The sequence below is a fragment of the Microbacterium sp. NPDC003461 genome, assembly GCF_053588335.1.
The window spans coordinates 59946-76007 of the sequence record NZ_JBSFPT010000004.1; the positions used below are offsets into that span (position 1 = coordinate 59946).

Consider the following 16062-nt stretch of genomic DNA (forward strand, 5'->3'; position numbering starts at 1 on the left):
CCGACATCGCCGGACCGCGGCGGCCCTCCCGTGACAGACTGAACCCCGTGAGCGACTTCGCATTCGAAAGCGCGTACGGGCACGGCTTCGCGCGGGTGGCGGCCTGCACGATCCCGCTCGCCATCGCCGATCCCGCCGCCAACGCCGAGGCCGTGCTCGCGAGCGCGCGCGAGCTGCACGACGAGGCCGTCGCCGTGGCCGTGTTCCCCGAGCTGTGCCTGTCGGGCTACGCGATCGACGACCTCGTGATGCAGGACGCGCTGCTCGATGCCGTCCGCGAGGCGATCGAGCGGATCGCGGCGGCCTCGGCCGACCTGATGCCGATGCTCGTCGTCGGCGCGCCGCTCGCGCGCGGCAATCGCCTCTACAACTGCGCCGTCGTCATCCACCGCGGCGCGGTGCTCGGCGTCGCGCCGAAGTCCTATCTGCCCACGTACCGCGAGTTCTACGAGCGCCGCTGGTACGCGCCGGGCGACGACGCGCGCGGCGAGATCGAGCTGGGCGGCGCGGCCGTGCCCTTCGGCCCCGACCTGCTCTTCGAGGCCGAGGACGTGCCGGGCCTCGTCGTCCACGCCGAGGTGTGCGAGGACTTCTGGGTGCCGATCCCGCCGTCGGCGCTCGCGGCGCTGGCCGGCGCGACCGTGCAGCTGAACCTCTCGGGCAGCCCCATCACGATCGCCCGCGCGGACGACCGGAGGCTGCTCGCGCAGTCCGCCTCGTCGCGGCACCTGTCCGCCTATGCGTATGCCGCCGCCGGCATGGGCGAGTCGACGAACGACGTCTCGTGGGACGGGCAGACGATGATCTACGAGGCCGGCACGCTGCTGGCCGAGACGGAGCGCTTCCCCGACGGTCCGCGCCACGCCGTGGCGGACATCGACCTCGACCGCCTGCGCCAGGACCGCATCCGCCAGGGCACGTTCGACGACAACCGCCGCGCCTTCGCCGACCGCATGGCGTTCCGCACCGTGCGCTTCCGCCTCGATCCGCCGACCGGCGACGTGGGCCTGCGGCGCACGCTCGACCGCTTCCCGTTCGTGCCGGACGACCCGGACCGCCTCGCGCAGGACTGCTACGAGGCCTTCAACATCCAGGTTTCGGGCCTCGTGCAGCGCATGCGCTCGATCGGCGACCCGAAGCCCGTGATCGGCGTGAGCGGCGGGCTCGACTCCACACACGCGCTGCTCGTCATCGCGCGGGCGATGGATCGGATGGGCCGCCCGCGCAGCGACATCCTCGCGTACACGATGCCGGGCTTCGCGACGAGCGAGCACACGAAGTCCAACGCGATCGCGCTGGCCGAGTCGGTGGGCGCGACGATCGAGACGATCGACATCCGGCCCGCCGCCACCGAGATGCTGCGGCAGATGGGCCACCCGTTCGGCGCGGGCGAGCCGGTGTACGACGTGACCTTCGAGAACGTGCAGGCGGGCCTGCGCACCGACTACCTGTTCCGCCTCGCCAACCACCACGGCGGCATGGTCGTGGGCACGGGTGACCTCTCGGAGATCGCGCTCGGCTGGTCGACCTACGGCGTGGGCGACCAGATGAGCCACTACGGCGTGAACTCGGGCGTGCCGAAGACGCTCATCCAGCACCTCATCCGCTGGGTGATCGCGCACGTCGACGAGCAGGGCGTGACGACCGAGGAGGCGACCGTGCTGCAGGCCGTGCTCGACACGGAGATCAGCCCCGAGCTCGTCCCCGCCGGCCAGGACGGCGCGGTGCAGTCGACCGAGTCGACCATCGGCCCCTACGCGCTGCACGACTTCGCGCTGCATCACATCCTGCGGTACGGCATGCGGCCGTCGAAGATCGCCTTCCTCGCCCAGCATGCGTGGGCCGATCCGCAGTCCGGCGCGTGGCCCCCGGGCTTCCCGGAGGAGGATCGCTTCGGCTACGACCTGCCGACGATCGCGAAGTGGCTGCAGGTGTTCCTGAAGCGCTTCTTCGGCTTCGCGCAGTTCAAGCGGTCGGCGATCCCGAACGGCCCCAAGGTCTCGCCCACCGGCTCGCTCTCGCCGCGCGGCGACTGGCGCGCCCCGTCGGACGGCAATGCCCGAGCGTGGCTCGCGGAGCTGAAGCGGGCGCTCCCCGACCTCGTGGAGTGACGGTCGCGCGCCGTGGAGTGACGGTCGCGCGCCGTGGAGTGACCGGCCCGCGCCGCCTATCGTGTGACGCATGGACGGCTTCGCGGCGGTCGACTTCGAGCTCGCGCGGCAGGTGCTGCAGCGCGGCGTCGCGGCGCTGTACCTCATCGCCTTCCTCTCGAGCCTGAACCAGTTCCGGCCCCTGCTCGGCGAGCGCGGGCTGCTGCCCGCACCCGAGCTGCTCGCGTGGGCGCGCTCGTCCGACCGCGCCGGCCGGATGCTGCGGCCCACGCTGTTCCGGTGGATCCGGTACACGGATCGCCGGCTCGTCGCGCTCTGCGTGGCAGGGATCGTCGTCTCGGCGCTGCTCGTGGCGGGGCTGCCGCAGCTCGGGGGGCCGTGGGTGCCGATGCTCTGCTTCCTCGCGATCTGGTTCGGCTACATGTCGATCGTCTCGATCGGGCAGACGTTCTACGCCTTCGGCTGGGAGATGCTGCTGCTCGAGATGGGCTTCCTCGCCGCGTTCCTCGGCTCGAACGGCCAGCCGCCGGCCACCGCGATCCTCGTGATGTTCTGGTGGCTGGCGTTCCGGCTGGAGTTCGGCGCCGGCATGATCAAGATCCGCGGCGGCCGCGAGTGGCGCGACCTCACGGCGATGACCTATCACCACGAGACGCAGCCGATGCCCGGGCCGCTCAGCAGGCAGGCGCACCTGCTGCCGCGGTGGTTCCACCGGTTCGAGGTGATCGGCAACCACATCGCGCAGCTGCCGGCGCCGTGGCTGCTGTTCGCCCCCGCACTCGGGCTGCTCGTGCCCGACGCGATCCCGCAGGCGATCGGCGCGGCGGCGGCGGCCGTGATGATCCTGACCCAGCTGTGGCTCGTGGCCACGGGCAACTTCGCGTGGCTGAACTGGTCGGCGATCGTGCTGGCCGCCTCGGCGATCGCGGTGCCGTGGGCGCCGTCGCCGTCGGCGGAGATCCCGCCGTGGTGGATCGTCGTGACGAGCGTCGTCGCGGTCGGCTACGCCGCGCTCAGCTGGCCGGCCGCGCGCAACCTCGCCTCGCGCGGGCAGCTGATGAACGCGAGCTTCAACCGGTGGAACCTCGGCAACACGTACGGCGCGTTCGGCACGGTCACGCGCGTGCGCGACGAGGTGGTCGTCGAGGCGACCGAGGACGAGGATCCGCACACGGCCCGCTGGGTGGAGTACGCGTTCAGGGGCAAGCCGGGTGACGTGCGGCGCATCCCGCCGCAGGTGGCGCCGTACCACCTGCGGCTGGACTGGCTGATGTGGTTCCTCGCCCTCGGCCGCGTGGAGGAGTGGTTCGAGGTGTTCCTCGTGCGGCTGCTCGAGGCCGATCGCGCGACGCTGCGCCTGCTGCGCCGCGATCCGTTCGAGGGCCGCCGGCCGCGCTGGATCCGCGCCACGATGTACCGCTACCGGTTCGCCACGCGCGAGGAGCACCGCCGCACGGGCGCGCGGTGGGTGCGCGAGGAGCAGTACCGCATGGTGCGGCCGATGGCGCTCGCCGACCTCGCGTGAGCGTCAGTCCCGGTCGGCCTCCACGCGGTCGCGCAGGCCCACGCGATCGGGGATCTCCATCGCCAGTCCCGGGAGCCAGCTCGACGGCTTCGGCCACGGCCGCGACGCGGGCAGCGCGCGCAGCAGGTGCCGGATGTCGGCCTCGCGCGGGTTCTCGGAGCCGGACGCGGGGAGGATGCGACGCGGGGCGCGGTGCCCGAGCGCGCCGCACCACCAGTGCCGCCACGTGTCGGGTGCCGCCTCGGGCTCGAGCACGATGTAGTAGTCGGGCATGAGCGCGCCGCGCTCGAAGTGGGCGAGGGCCTGCTCGACCTCGACCTCGAGCGCGCCGAGCGTGGCGCGCTCCTCGAACAGCTCCACCCAGGCGGCGGCGACGTGCTCGAGCGGATCGGCGTCGTGCACGATCCACGGGCGGCTGGTGGCGGTGATGCGGCGGGCGGCGAGGGCCGGCTCGGTGTCGCGCAGCGAGAGCGTCTCGACGCCGTCGATCCCGTCGAGGTTCGCGAGGGCCTCATCGGAGGCGGATCCGACGACGGCCACGATGGTTCCTGTCGTGTTCTCCATGCCCCACTGTATGGCGATCCTCCGGGCGCTTGGCAAGACCCTCGCGCGGCTCCGAGGCCGCCGGTGCACGAGGCAGCGCCCCGGACGGCCCGTCCGGGGCGCTGCGATCGGGCGGCAGGGCGTCAGTCCGACGCCGCGGAGCCGATCGACGCCGCGCTGGGCGCGGACGCGGCCGACACCGCCGACGCGGGCGAGCCGGGCGCCGGAGCGGGAGCCGGAGCCGGGGCGGGAGCCGGAGCCGGGGCGGGAGCCGGAGCAGGTGCCGGCGCGGCCGCAGGCGACGGCGCCGAGGCGACGGTCGCCGGCGAGGCGGGCGTCGCCGGGGAGGGAGCGGTCGGGGCCGAGGGCGCCGTGGCGGGCGAGGCCGCGGTCGGTGCGGACGTGGGCGAGACGCCCGTGGTCGCGGTGTTCGCCGTCAGGGCCGAGGCCGCCGTCTCGGGCGTGACGATCGAGAACGAGGTGCCGTTCTCGGACATCCGCAGCTGGATCGTCCCGTCCTCCCCGACCGCGACCTTGCCGCCGTTCCCGGCGGGCACGCTCTCGTTCGCGTCGCCGCGCAGGTCCATCGACGCGGCCGTCGCGGCGGCGCCGCCGGCGAGGATGCCGACGCCCACGACGCCCGTGACGCCGTAGGCGATCCACTTCTTGTTCAGGCGCTTCTTCTCCATGATCTTCGTCTCTTCTCTCCGCCGCGGCGGTGTCGGTGTGCGATCCGATGCCGGTCGTTCCGGCGATGTGACCACTCTCGCGACCCCTCCTAAAGGCGCCGGGAAGCGGCGGTGAGCCCGTTCTTAGGAAGCCCGCGCGGTTCTTCGATTCGCCCGGGATCCGCGCGATTCCGCGGCGGCTCGAGCGCGATCCCTCATGCGATGGATCCGCCGCGGCGGCGCAGGCGGAGGATGCGCGCCGGCTTGCGGTGGTCACTTCATCTACGCGGCTGCGCCGCTCCGTTCAGCAACCGATGGTCCGGAAGGGATCGGTTGCTGAACGGAGGCGCGAAGCGCCGGAGATGAAGCGAAACCGCAACTCCACAAGAAAGCCCCGCCGCTCGGGTGAGCGGCGAGGCTTGGCGTCGGGAGCTCAGTCGCTCTCGGCGGACGCGACGGAGGCGGCGCTCACCGGCGACGGAGGCGAGACCGGCTCGGGCGCGGGAGCCGGGGCCGGGGCGGGCGCAGGCGCCGGAGCGGGGGCGGGCTCCGGTGCGGGAGCGGACGGCGCGGATGCGACCTCGCCCGGCGTCGCGGCCGAGGCGGTGCTCGGCCCGGCGGTCGAGGCGGGGGTGGCCGCCGTCGCGGTCTCGCCGGGCGTCGCCGCGCTGATCGCGAGCGTCCCGCGAGCCACCGCCTGGCGCGACAGCTCGGTCTCGGCGCCCGTGATCGTGCCCTGCGCGATGACCTGGCCGGTGCCCGTGCGCAGCTCCATGGCCGAGGCCGCGGCGAAGGCGCCGCCGCCGATCACGGCCACGCCGAGCGCACCGGTGACTCCGTAGGCGATCCACTTCCTGTCCATGCGTCCTCCTGCGTGTGCGTTCCGGGCGCTCTCAGTCTCGCGAGGCGCGCTAAACGGCTCGGAAGCCGTTCATGAGAAGGCTCTTAGGCGCCCGCGTCGGCCGCGGAGCGCAGGGGCGCGTCGTCGCGGATCGCCTCGGCGAGCGCCAGCAGCCGCCGGGCGCGAGGAGCATCGGCGCGCTCGGCCGCGGCGAGCGCGTGGCCGAGCAGGTGCACGACGGCGAGCGCGCCCACGCGAGGCGAGCGCCACCGCTCGCGCGCGCCCTCGGCGAGCGCCCAGATCCGGTCGAGCCCGCTCATCCCCTCCGTCAGCAGCGCGCTGGCGGTCGCGTGCGAGACGAACGCGGCGGCGTCCTCGGCCGCGTCGCCGAGCCCCGCCGTATCGGCGTCGATGATCCCGCTGATCCGGATGTCGCTTCCCGTGCCCTGCAGGAACAGCTGCCCGAGGTGCAGGTCGCCGTGCACGACGACGCGCGGGGCGGCGTCGGCGGCGAGCTCCCGCGCGGCGGCGGCGCTCAGCGCGTCCACGCGGCGCCGCTCGCCCGGCAGCGCGCCTCGCAACCGGACGGCGTACCAGGGCAGCCGCGCCGGCACGCCCGTGCGCGCCTCCCACGGCGCCGTCGCCGCCGCCACGGCCGAGCGCAGGCGGTCGGCCTCCGCGAGCAGCGCGTCGGGGTGCCACTCCACCTCGGTCGCCGCGACGCCCTCGGCCTGGTCGATCACGAGCACCCCGTCGGGCGACCAGCCCCGCACTGCGGGCACGGGCAGCCCGGCCTCGCGCAGGGCGCGGTGCGCGTCGACGACGCGCTCGATGCGGCTCGGCCGCACCACCTTGATCCAGGCGCTGCCGCCGTCGGCCGGCACGCGCAGCACCGCGCGCCGGCCGGGCCGGTACCCGACCATCTCGGGCGCGCCCTCCGCCGCGATGCCGAGCCGGCGCAGCAGCACCTCCAGCGCTCCGCCGAAGGCGACGGGCACGAGCGCGGGGAGGTGCGGATCGGCGGGGTGCGTCCACACCCGCGCGACCCCTTCGAGCACGAGGCCCGTCTCGGCGGGCACGGGCAGGCCCGAGGTGTCGACGTACGCGAGGGAGGTCGCTCCCCCGTCGTGCGCGACCTCGAACCCGGCGACGGATCCGCCGCGCCCCAGCGGCTCGCGGCTGATCAGCCGCAGCGCGGCGGGGTCGGTCTCGAACGCCTCGGCCAGCAGCGCCGCCTCGTCGATCCGCGCGGCCGCGGGCACCTCGGTCTCCTGCATGATCCGATCCCACCACCGCCGTCTCAGACGCGCACCGCCCGCGGGGTGAGAGTGCTCTTATATTCGCGCTGTCCGGCCGTTTCCCCTCCGGCGCGCACGGAATACTGAACGCATGGATTCGCCCCAGGCCGCGCCGCGGCGCCGCGTGCTCTCGGTGCGTGCGCGCCTCATGGCGGTGATCACGGCGGTGGCCGTCGTGGGCCTGGCGGGCGTGGGCGGCGCGGTGTACCTCGTCGAGCGCGAGCGGATCCTCGCGTCGGTGGAGGACCTGTTGCTCGACAACCTCGGCTCGGCGCAGCAGTTCGTGCAGAACGTCGTGGCCGATCAGCCCGGCGCCACGGCCCGCGACGCGCTGCGCGTGGTGGTGGAGCGCATCAGCCCCGACGACAACATGGGCGTGCTCGGCATCGTGAACGGCGCCGCCGAGCTCAAGCCCGGCGTGCCGCTGGACCTCGATCTGGAGGACAACGCCGGCTTCGTCGAGCACGTGGTGCGCGAGGCGGATCAGCGCAACGCGATGCTCGGCCGCTACGTCGACGCAGACTCCGCCTGGCAGTACCTGGCGACGCCGATCGTGCTCGAGGGCGACACCGGCGACGACGAGGTGCTCTTCGTCATGGCGTACGACCTCAACGCAGAGCTCGCGGAGATCAACGAGCCGGCCCGGGCGTACCTCGTCGCCTCGGGGATCATGATCGTCCTCATCGTGGCGGCGGGCGCGCTGGCCGCGGGCCGGCTGCTGCGGCCGCTGCGCCAGATGCGCGAGACGGCCGAGCGCGTGTCGGGCCAGTCGCTCACCGAGCGCCTGCCCATCGAGGGCCGCGACGACGTGTCGGAGCTCGCCCGCACGATGAACGACATGCTCGACCGCCTCGACCAGGCGCTCGACTCGCAGCGGCAGCTGCTGAGCGACGTGCGCCACGAGCTGCGCACGCCGATCACGATCGTGCGCGGCCATCTCGAGCTGATGGATCCCGCCGATCCGGCCGACGTGCGCGAGACGCAGGAGCTCGCGATCGACGAGCTGGACCGCATGAGCACGCTCGTGCAGGACCTCTCGGAGGCGGCGTCGCTGCACGGCGCGTCTCCCGTGCGGGTGGAGCCGACGGACGTGCCGGATCTGCTCTCGCAGATCGTCCGCAAGGCGCGGGCGATCGAGGGCGCGTCGGTGACCGAGGGGCCGGTCGTCTCGGCCGTCGTACCCCTGGACCCCGGCCGGGTCACGCAGGCCGTGCTGCAGCTGACGCAGAACGGCGTGACCCACGGCGGCGGCCGGCTCGTGATCGGCAGCCGCATCGCCGACGGCGCGCTGGAGATCTGGGTGCGCGACTTCGGTCCCGGCGTCCCCGTCGAGGCGCGCGAGCGGGTGTTCGAGCGCTTCCACCGCGAGGACGCCACCGGGCGCGGCAGCGGGCTGGGCCTCAACATCGTGCAGGTGATCGCGCGCGCCCACGGCGGCTCCGCCCGCGTGATCGACCCCTACGACGGCCCGGGCGCGGTGTTCGTCCTCTCGTTCCCGCTGCCGCACGGCGCTCCGGACGAGCGGGACGCGGCGGGGGTGCCGGCCGATGCGGACATCCCGCCGCGGCCTCCGCTGCCGGCGGCGGATCGCGGTGCGGACGGCGGTCCGCGATCGGATCCGTCTGCCGATCCGGGTGCCGATCCGTCCGGTTCCGATCCCTCCCCCGATTCCCCGACCGCGAAGGAGACGCCGTGGCCTCGATCCTGATCGCCGACGACGAGGCCCGCATCGCCGGGTTCATCGAGAAGGGGCTGCGTGCCGCGGGCTTCGCCACGCGCGTCGCGCCCGACGGGGCCGAGGCCCTGGACCTGGCCCTGACGGGCGAGTTCGACCTGCTCGTGCTCGATGTGAACATGCCGCGGATGGACGGCTTCGCGGTGCTCGACCAGCTGCGCGGTTCGGGCTCGCGCATGCCGGTCATCATGCTCACCGCGCGCACCGACCTGAACGACACGGTGGCGGGCCTGGAGGGCGGCGCCGACGACTATCTCGGCAAGCCGTTCCGCTTCGACGAGCTGCTGGCGCGCATCCGGCTGCGCATGCGCGCGGCCGAGGAGGGCGCGGGCGCGGGCGGCGCCTCGGGCGAGCTGCGGCATCGCGACCTCGTGCTCGACGTGCGCTCGCGGCGGGCGGTGCTCGACGACGGCACGAGGGTGGATCTGTCGGCGCGGGAGTTCGCGCTGGCCGAGGAGCTCGTGCGGCACGCGGGCCAGGTGCTCAGCCGCGAACAGCTGCTCAGCCGCGTGTGGGGATTCGACTTCGACCCGGGATCGAACGTGGCCGACGTGTACATCGGCTACCTGCGCCAGAAGCTCGGCGCGGATCGGATCGAGACGGTCCGCGGCGCCGGCTACCGCATGGCGTGACGCGCTGCGGGCGCTCCGTTCAGCAACCGATCGGGGCGACCTCGGGCCTACGCGCCGGAGCGGGCGTTGTAGACGGTGACGTCGCCGGCGTCGACCCCCGCGCGGTAGGCGCGCAGCACGGCGACGCCCTCGTCGTGCAGCACGCCCTGGGCCACGCGGATGCCGCGCGCCTCGAACTGCTCGGCCCAGTCGGCGACCATGGGGCCCTCGTCGAAGGTCGTGATCTGCTCGACCTCGGGGCCGTCGACGCCGATGACGAGCGAGCGCACGCCCGACCACAGCACGGCGCCGTAGCACTGCACGCACGGCCGTGCGTTGACGACGATCTCGTGCTCGGGCAGGCCCTCGCCGCCGAGATCCCACGCGCCCAGGTGCGCCTGCGCGAGGCCGAGCGCGACGACCTCGGCGTGCGCGGACGAGACGCCACTGCCGAGCACGGCGTTGACGCCGACCGACACGATCCGGCCGGTTGCGCGCTCCGACACGATCGCGGCGAACGGCCCGCCGCTGCCCTCGCGCCAGTTGCGGTCGGCCAGGCGGTGGGCGAGGGCCATGCGGTCCTCGACGGCGGGGATCTCGTCGGGCAGGGCGGCGAGCTCGTCGCGCACCCAGGCGGGCAGCGCGATGGTGAAGCTCTCGGCGAGCGGCGACGTGTCCACGGAGCTCACTCTTCGCTGCGGCTGAAGACGAGGCGCAGCGCGGCGAAGACGAGGACCGCCACGACGGCGACGGCCACGAGCTTGGCGATGAACCACATCAGCGAGAAGAGCAGCTCGATGACGAACCACGCGATGACGACGGCGACGATGACGCCGATCCAGGTCCACAGGGTGCTCTTGTTCACGCTTCCAGCCTAGGCCCCGGTGCGGATCACGCGAAGGCGGGCGCGTCCTGGTGGATCACGCTCCAGCCCTGCGGGGTCTGCTCGACGCGCAGCTGGGCGGGGATCTGCTCCTTCATCGCCTCGACGTGGCTGATGACGCCGACCGTGCGGCCGCCCTGGCGCAGCTCGTCGAGGGTGCGCATGGCGACGTCGAGGGTCTCGGCGTCGAGGGATCCGAAGCCCTCGTCGATGAAGAGCGTGTCGAGGCGGATGCCGCCGGCCCGACTCGTGACGACCTCCGCCAGGCCCAGCGCGAGGGCGAGGGAGGCGAGGAACGTCTCGCCGCCCGAGAGCGAGTGCGGCGGGCGGGCGCGCCCGGTGAATCGGTCCATCACCTCGAGGCCGAGCCCGCTCGCGGCGCCGCGCGCGGCGAGGGCGTCGCTGTGCTGGAGGCGGTAGCGGTCGCCCGACATCTCGGCGAGCCGGGTGTTCGCGGCCGCGACGATCTCTTCGAGCTCGGCGGCGAGGACGAAGGTCTCGAGCTTCATGCGCCTCGCGTTCGGCGCGCGGCCCGCGACGGTGTCGGCGAGGCGCCGGATCGCGGCGGCCTCGGCCGCGAGGCCGGCGATCTGCGCGTGCGCGGCGGCGATGCGCTCGACGGCGCCCTCCAGGGTGCGGGCGCGCTCGGCGGCGGCGGTGTGCGCCTTCACGGCGGCTGCCCACGCCTCCTTGGCGGCGGCCACCGCGGCGGCGCTCGCGGTCGTGTCGACGGGCTCCTCGGGCAGCGCCTCGAGCTCGAGCTCGAGCAGGGTCGAACGCGTGGCGGCGAGGGCCGTGTCGTGCTCGTGGATGCGCGCGTCGAGGCCCTCGCGCTGCGCCGCGTCGCGCAGCGCGGTGAGCGCCTCGGCGGGGTCGGGGAAGCCGGCCTCGTCGACCGCGGTCTGCAGCGCGGCCGCGGCGTCGGCGGCGGCCTTCTCGGCGCGCGCGGACTCGCGCTGCGCCTCGGCGTAGGCGGTCGCGGCGGCAACCAGGCGCTGCTCCGCGTCGATGCGGGCGGCCACGGATTCGGCCGATCCCCGCACCTCCGCGACGGCGGCGCGGTTCTGCGCGAGCGCGGCCTCGGCCGCCTCGATGCGCGCGTCGAGGTCGCTGCGCTCGGCGATGATCGCCGCCTGCTCGGCGTCGGCCCGCTGCGCCTCGGCCTCGAGCGCGTCGCGCTCGGCGACGAGGCGCTCCTTCTCGGCGGCCGCGGCCTCGGCGGCGGAGAGCTCCTGCTGCTTCGCGGCGAGCGCGGCCTCGAGCTCGTCGGCCGTGCCGCCGGCGGCATCCTTCTGCGCGTCGGCGTGGGCGCGGTCGGCCTCGGCGAGGGCGGCGTTGGCGGTCTCGTACGCGGCGGTCGCGTCGCGGCGGGCGGCGTCGGCGCGCTCGATGTCGTCGACGGTGACGGGGTCGTCGCCGCGCGCGGCGGGTGCGGGGTGGCTGGTCGATCCGCAGACCGCGCAGGGCTCGCCGTCGACGAGCTCGGCGGCCAGCTCCCCCGCCATGCCGGCGAAGCGCCGCGCCTGCAGGTCGGCGAGGTGCGCCTCGGCCTCGTCCTTGCGCCTCTTGACCTGCTGCAGTGCCTCGAAGGCGGCGCGCTGGGCGTCGGCAAGCGCCGCGAGCGAGCGTGCTGCGGCGAGCCGGGTCTCGAGGGCGGCGACCGCCTGGCGCAGCGCGTCGATGGTCGCGGCGGCGACCTCCGTGCGGCCGAGCGCGGCCTGGATCCGCTCGCGCTCGGCGGGCAGCGCGCGCGTGCGCTCGGCGAGGGCGCCCGCGCGCTCGGCGGCGTCGGCGGCGCGGGCGCGCAGATCGCCCAGCGCCTGCTCGTCGGCGTCGAGCCGGGCCTCGATGTCGCGCAGGGGGCGCCACGATCCGATGCGCTGCTGCGCCGTCGCGACGAGCTCGTAGAGCGCGTCGGGGTCGGCGCCGGCCTCGTGGCCTGCGCGGGCGTCGTCCCACTCCGCGCGGGCGTCGTCGAGCACGGCGCCCGCGACCTCGACCGCGGCGAGCGCGCGGGCGGCGGCGTCCTTCGCGGCGCGCACGGGCTCGGCGCGCTGGGCGGCGTCGCGCTCGGCGCGCAGCGCGGCAATCTCGTCGGCACGAGCCTCGAGTGCGGCGAGGGACTCGCGGGCGGCGTCGCGGCGCCGCTGCTTGTCGCGCTGGGCGGTGCGCTCGGTGTGCGCGGCCTCGGCCGCGGCGAGCTGCCCGGTCACCTGCTGCTGGGCGGCGTCGGCTTCCTCGGCCAGGTGCCGCGCCCGCAGCGCGGCGCTGCCGATCCAGGCGATGCGCTCGTCGAGCCCGGGCTCTCCCCCGAGCGGCTCGAGGATGTCGCCGGCCGTCGCCTCGGCGTGCTCGAGCCGCGCCGTGAGGGCCTGGCTCTCGCCCTCGACGCGCGCGACGGCGTCCTTGCGGCGCTCCTCGAGCGCGCGCTCGTAGTCCTCGAAGCGCTTGGTGCCGAACAGCGTGCGCAGGAGCGCCTGCCGCTCGTCGTTCCTGGCGAGGAGGAACCGTGCGAAGCGGCCCTGGGCCAGCAGGATCACCTGCAGGAACTGCTGCTGGTTGAGGCCGATGACCTCGTCGACCAGCTGCGCCACGTCGACGGGGCGCGCCGCGCGGCCGATCCACTCCTCGCCCACGCGCTCGTACATGCGCGCCTCGGCGGGCTGCTTCGTGCTGCCGTCGCCGCGCTTCTTCGGCCGCAGGTAGTCGGGCGAGCGCTCGATGCGCCAGGTGCGCCCGCCGGTGGTGAACTCGAGCGCGACCTCTGTGGGGTCGTCCGGTCGCGCGTGATCGCTGCGCAGGCGCTTGTCGCCGTCCTCGTAGCGGGGCACCGATCCGTACAGCGCGAAGCAGACGGCGTCGAGGATGCTCGACTTGCCGGCGCCCGTGCGTCCGCCGATCAGGAAGATGCCGTCCGCGGCATACGCGTCGAGATCCACGGTCTGGCGGGCGCGGAACGGCCCGAACCCCTCGATCTCGATGCGGTGGATCCTCATGCCGGCACCGTCGCCTCGCGGTCGGCCGCGGTGCGCGCGGCGATGACGTCGGCGAGCAGCTCGTGCTCGTCGGCCGTGGCCCCCTCGCCCTCGCGCACGTGGGTGAGGAACGTGTCGATGAGCTCGCCGTCGCTGCGCGCGGCCACGACGCGGGCGCGGTAGCTGAGGCCGTCGTCCTCCGCGCGGTTCTGCGGGTCGAGCTGGATGGTGGCGCAGTGCGGGAAGCGCTGCTGCAGGCGGCGCATCGGCTCGGGCTGCGGCGTCGCGTCGGTGAGGACCGCGCACACCCAGGCGTCGGCGTGCACATCGTGCGCGACGTCGGACAGCAGCTCGTCGAGCGTGCCGCGCAGGGTGACGAGCGGGCGCGGCACGGGCAGCTCCAGCCACTCGACGCCCGCGAGCCCGTCGGCGTCGAGGTCGACGAGCCACGAGCCGCGCGGCTTGCCGGCCTCGCTGAAGCTGTAGTGCAGGGGCGCGCCGCTGTAGCGGATGTGCTCGGCGAGCCGCGAGCGGCCGTGGATGTGCCCGAGCGCGACGTAGTCGGGGCCGTCGAAGGCCGCGAGCGGCACGACGTCGAGCGACCCCTGCCGCAGGTCGGTGCGGATCTCGCGCTCGACACCCGGACTCGCCTCGACGCCGGCGGTGAAGCAGTGCGACGCCACGACCGATCGGCCGCCGCGCGCGGCGCGATCCGCGTTCACGAGCGACATCGCGTGCGCGATCGCCTGCTCCTGGGTGCGGGTGGCGGTGCCCGGCCAGATGCCGCGCACGATGATCGGCTCGAGGTACGGGATGCCGTAGAAGTGCACCGGTCCGTGCTCGTCGGCCAGCGTGACGGGCGTGCCGACGCCCGCGGGATCGGTGACGACGTGGATCCCGTCGCGCAGCAGCGGCGCCATGAACCCGAGCCGTGCCGCGTTGTCGTGGTTGCCGCTCGTGAGCACGATCTGCGCGCCCGCGTCGCTGATGCCGCGCAGGGCGTCGGTCAGCAGCGTGTAGCAGGCGGCCGCGGGCGTCGCCGAGTCGAACACGTCGCCCGCGATCACGACGACGTCGACGCGGTGCTCGCGCACCTGATCCGTGAGCGCCCCCAGCACACCGCGCAGCGCATCGAGAGTCGAGTTCCCATGGAACGACCGCCCGATGTGCCAGTCAGAGGTGTGCAGGATCCGCATACCCCCACGGTAAGGACGGCCTCCGACATTCCCGCGGAACACCGCCGCGGTTGCGCCGATCCCCAGCCGATCGCCGCGGGATGATGGATCCATGCCGACGTACACCTTCACGACCCCGCTGTGGAAGTGGTCCGCGCGCACCGAGGCCGGCGGCTGGTGGTTCGTGAGCCTGCCCTTCGAGGTGGCCGACGCCGTCGAGGGCCACGCGATGCCCGGCGCGGGCTTCGGCAGCGTGCCCGTCGAGGTGACGGTGGGCGCCACGACCTGGCGCACGAGCGTCTTCCCCAGCAACGAGCAGAAGACCCACGTCCTGCCGATCAAGAAGTCCGTCCGCACCGCCGAGGGCATCGGCCCGGGCGACGACGTGCGCGTGGAGCTGCGGGTGGAGGGCTGAGTCCTCAGCCCTCGCTCGCGAGAGGCTCCCAGGGGTTCACGATCTTCACGCCGGTCGGGGCGAAGTCGGCCACGTTGCGCGTGGCGACGATCAGGCCGTGCACCAGCGCCGTCGCGGCGATGAGTCCATCGCGAATCGGCCGCGGGTTCGGGACGTGCAGTTCGGCGTCGCGGTACGCGATCTCGTACGTCACCGGCAGGACTCGGCCGCTGAAGAGCGGAAGCACCTCGTCTTCGAACCAGGCCTCGAGGCGATTGCCGCTCGTCGGGTCCGTCCGCTTCTTCTGGAGGATGCCACGCTGGATCTCCCCCACGGTGATCACCGAGAGGTAGGTGTCGAGCACATCGACGTCGCTCAGCCAGGTGGTGACGTGGGGATCACGTCGTTCGGGAGACCTTCGCGCCTCGGAGACGACATTCGTGTCGAGGAGGAACATCGTGTTCAGTCCGCAAGATCCGGAATGACGGCAAGGGACCGATCCGGCTCGATCTCGAGGTCGTCATCGCCACTGCTCCGCGCACCGAGCACGTCGAGGAGGGTGCGGCGTCCACGGCGTGGGTCGAACAGCCTCGTGTAGTCAGCCGCCGAGAGCAGCACGGCCGTCGTGCGGCCACGTTCGGTGATGAACACGGGCTCCGCCTCGGCCATCGCCTTGACCTCGCGCGGGCGCTGATTGAACTGGGTTGCCGTGACCCTTGACATGTTCACCCCCGCATGTGGGTAGGTAGGTAGTTATTTTATGGCGCGGTTCCGCTCCGGGCAACGGCCCGAGGCTGTCAGCTTGTGCAGACCGCGTCCGCACAGGGTGTCGGTGCCTCACGGCAGGATGTCGCCCAGATCGGGACGCCACTCGAGGAGGCATCAGATGACCAGCCCAACCCCAGGAACGGGTGCGACCGCCCACTACCCCCAGGACCGATACCCCTACGTCATCACGCGAGTGAGCGAGACGGGCAACACCTTCTGGATGACTCCACTCGCCGAGGTAGACACCTCGACGGGACACGAGCCTTCACACTTCGACGGCCCTTTCCCGGTCTGGCGCCACACGTACACCCCGAGCGAGCTGCTGAGCATGCGCCAGGAGGACGCGCGCGAGATCAGGGTGACGCTCACCGCGAGAGGCTGGACCCACGGCGGCGTGCCGGTGACCGTCGGCAAAGCGCACTACTACCGCAACTACTCGTACTGATCGGCGCGCCGGGCGAACAGGCAGAGTGGGTGCGGCGCGATGTCCCGCGCGTCAAAGCCGTGAGTCCGCTCGTGTCGGTCGCAGCCGATA

16 protein-coding genes are annotated in these 16062 nt (G+C 73.7%); 6 read left to right on the plus strand and 10 right to left on the minus strand.

From position 1 onward, the window contains the following. The first annotated feature begins 47 nt into the window (after nt 1–47). Together ACWDR7_RS03310 and ACWDR7_RS03315 are read left to right on the plus strand one after the other, a co-directional pair. The gene (locus tag ACWDR7_RS03310; RefSeq protein ID WP_449853506.1) at nt 48–2111 is read left to right on the plus strand and encodes an NAD(+) synthase; all 2064 of its coding nucleotides are present in this window, start codon (nt 48–50) and stop codon (nt 2109–2111) included. A 70-nt stretch (nt 2112–2181) separates the two neighbouring features. Beyond that, the gene (locus ACWDR7_RS03315; protein ID WP_449853507.1) at nt 2182–3636 is read left to right on the plus strand and encodes a lipase maturation factor family protein; all 1455 of its coding nucleotides are present in this window, start codon (nt 2182–2184) and stop codon (nt 3634–3636) included. Between the two features lie 3 nt (nt 3637–3639). On the opposite strand, the gene ACWDR7_RS03320 is transcribed toward ACWDR7_RS03315, so the two are convergent. From ACWDR7_RS03320 to ACWDR7_RS03335, 4 genes are all read right to left on the minus strand, one after another. After that, a complete protein-coding gene (locus tag ACWDR7_RS03320) occupies nt 3640–4200 on the minus strand; it encodes a hypothetical protein (protein ID WP_449853508.1) in 561 nt (186 codons plus the stop codon). A gap of 122 nt (nt 4201–4322) precedes the next feature. Continuing rightward, on the minus strand, nt 4323–4868 hold the full coding sequence (locus ACWDR7_RS03325; protein WP_449853509.1) for a hypothetical protein: 546 nt from the start codon (nt 4866–4868) through the stop codon (nt 4323–4325). 412 nt (nt 4869–5280) lie between these two features. Next, nucleotides 5281–5709, minus strand: a complete 429-nt coding sequence (locus ACWDR7_RS03330) for a hypothetical protein (protein ID WP_449853510.1) — start codon at nt 5707–5709, stop codon at nt 5281–5283. Nucleotides 5710–5792: 83 nt separating this feature from the next. Further along, nucleotides 5793–6965 carry a phosphotransferase family protein gene (locus ACWDR7_RS03335; protein WP_449853511.1) on the minus strand — a complete coding sequence of 391 codons (1173 nt, stop codon included), beginning with the start codon at nt 6963–6965 and terminating at the stop codon, nt 5793–5795. Between the two features lie 112 nt (nt 6966–7077). Between ACWDR7_RS03335 and ACWDR7_RS03340 the strand changes: the two genes are divergently transcribed. Further along, nucleotides 7078–8694, plus strand: a complete 1617-nt coding sequence (locus ACWDR7_RS03340) for a sensor histidine kinase (protein WP_449853512.1) — start codon at nt 7078–7080, stop codon at nt 8692–8694. Beyond that, nucleotides 8679–9353: a response regulator transcription factor gene (locus ACWDR7_RS03345; protein WP_449853513.1), complete on the plus strand. Its 675-nt coding sequence runs from the start codon at nt 8679–8681 to the stop codon at nt 9351–9353. The genes ACWDR7_RS03340 and ACWDR7_RS03345 overlap by 16 nt, the downstream gene beginning before the upstream one ends. A gap of 47 nt (nt 9354–9400) precedes the next feature. Here the strand turns inward: ACWDR7_RS03345 and ACWDR7_RS03350 are convergent, their stop codons facing one another. From ACWDR7_RS03350 to ACWDR7_RS03365, 4 genes are read right to left on the minus strand one after another with little or no spacing between them, the layout of a single operon-like run. After that, nucleotides 9401–10012, minus strand: coding sequence for a nucleoside deaminase (locus ACWDR7_RS03350; protein WP_449853514.1), 612 nt, complete (start codon nt 10010–10012; stop codon nt 9401–9403). A gap of 5 nt (nt 10013–10017) precedes the next feature. After that, nucleotides 10018–10197: a hypothetical protein gene (locus ACWDR7_RS03355; RefSeq protein ID WP_449853515.1), complete on the minus strand. Its 180-nt coding sequence runs from the start codon at nt 10195–10197 to the stop codon at nt 10018–10020. Nucleotides 10198–10223: 26 nt separating this feature from the next. After that, on the minus strand, nt 10224–13211 hold the full coding sequence (locus ACWDR7_RS03360) for an AAA family ATPase (RefSeq protein WP_449853516.1): 2988 nt from the start codon (nt 13209–13211) through the stop codon (nt 10224–10226). Then, entirely contained in the window at nt 13208–14386 is a 1179-nt protein-coding gene (locus ACWDR7_RS03365; RefSeq protein ID WP_449853517.1) for an exonuclease SbcCD subunit D, read from the minus strand. Before ACWDR7_RS03365 ends, ACWDR7_RS03360 begins: the two co-directional genes overlap by 4 nt. Nucleotides 14387–14477: 91 nt before the next feature. Here ACWDR7_RS03365 and ACWDR7_RS03370 point away from each other — a divergent pair, with 91 nt between their 5' ends. Further along, entirely contained in the window at nt 14478–14780 is a 303-nt protein-coding gene (locus ACWDR7_RS03370; protein ID WP_449853518.1) for a DUF1905 domain-containing protein, read from the plus strand. Between the two features lie 4 nt (nt 14781–14784). On the opposite strand, the gene ACWDR7_RS03375 is transcribed toward ACWDR7_RS03370, so the two are convergent. Continuing rightward, a complete protein-coding gene (locus ACWDR7_RS03375) occupies nt 14785–15216 on the minus strand; it encodes a PIN domain-containing protein (RefSeq protein WP_449853519.1) in 432 nt (143 codons plus the stop codon). A 5-nt stretch (nt 15217–15221) separates the two neighbouring features. Next, entirely contained in the window at nt 15222–15482 is a 261-nt protein-coding gene (locus ACWDR7_RS03380) for a type II toxin-antitoxin system prevent-host-death family antitoxin (RefSeq protein WP_449853520.1), read from the minus strand. 163 nt (nt 15483–15645) lie between these two features. Here ACWDR7_RS03380 and ACWDR7_RS03385 point away from each other — a divergent pair, with 163 nt between their 5' ends. Next, the gene (locus ACWDR7_RS03385) at nt 15646–15972 is read left to right on the plus strand and encodes a hypothetical protein (protein WP_449853521.1); all 327 of its coding nucleotides are present in this window, start codon (nt 15646–15648) and stop codon (nt 15970–15972) included. Nucleotides 15973–16062: the final 90 nt, after the last annotated feature.

Coding starts and splice junctions, on each gene's coding strand:
- ACWDR7_RS03370 (WP_449853518.1), top strand. CDS start 14,478: ATGCCGACGTACACCTTCACGACCCCGCTGTGGAAGTGGTCCGCGCGC.
- ACWDR7_RS03330 (WP_449853510.1), bottom strand. CDS start 5,709: ATGGACAGGAAGTGGATCGCCTACGGAGTCACCGGTGCGCTCGGCGTG.
- ACWDR7_RS03340 (WP_449853512.1), top strand. CDS start 7,078: ATGGATTCGCCCCAGGCCGCGCCGCGGCGCCGCGTGCTCTCGGTGCGT.
- ACWDR7_RS03325 (WP_449853509.1), bottom strand. CDS start 4,868: ATGGAGAAGAAGCGCCTGAACAAGAAGTGGATCGCCTACGGCGTCACG.
- ACWDR7_RS03380 (WP_449853520.1), bottom strand. CDS start 15,482: ATGTCAAGGGTCACGGCAACCCAGTTCAATCAGCGCCCGCGCGAGGTC.
- ACWDR7_RS03315 (WP_449853507.1), top strand. CDS start 2,182: ATGGACGGCTTCGCGGCGGTCGACTTCGAGCTCGCGCGGCAGGTGCTG.
- ACWDR7_RS03365 (WP_449853517.1), bottom strand. CDS start 14,386: ATGCGGATCCTGCACACCTCTGACTGGCACATCGGGCGGTCGTTCCAT.
- ACWDR7_RS03385 (WP_449853521.1), top strand. CDS start 15,646: ATGACCAGCCCAACCCCAGGAACGGGTGCGACCGCCCACTACCCCCAG.
- ACWDR7_RS03335 (WP_449853511.1), bottom strand. CDS start 6,965: ATGCAGGAGACCGAGGTGCCCGCGGCCGCGCGGATCGACGAGGCGGCG.
- ACWDR7_RS03375 (WP_449853519.1), bottom strand. CDS start 15,216: ATGTTCCTCCTCGACACGAATGTCGTCTCCGAGGCGCGAAGGTCTCCC.
- ACWDR7_RS03360 (WP_449853516.1), bottom strand. CDS start 13,211: ATGAGGATCCACCGCATCGAGATCGAGGGGTTCGGGCCGTTCCGCGCC.
- ACWDR7_RS03320 (WP_449853508.1), bottom strand. CDS start 4,200: ATGGAGAACACGACAGGAACCATCGTGGCCGTCGTCGGATCCGCCTCC.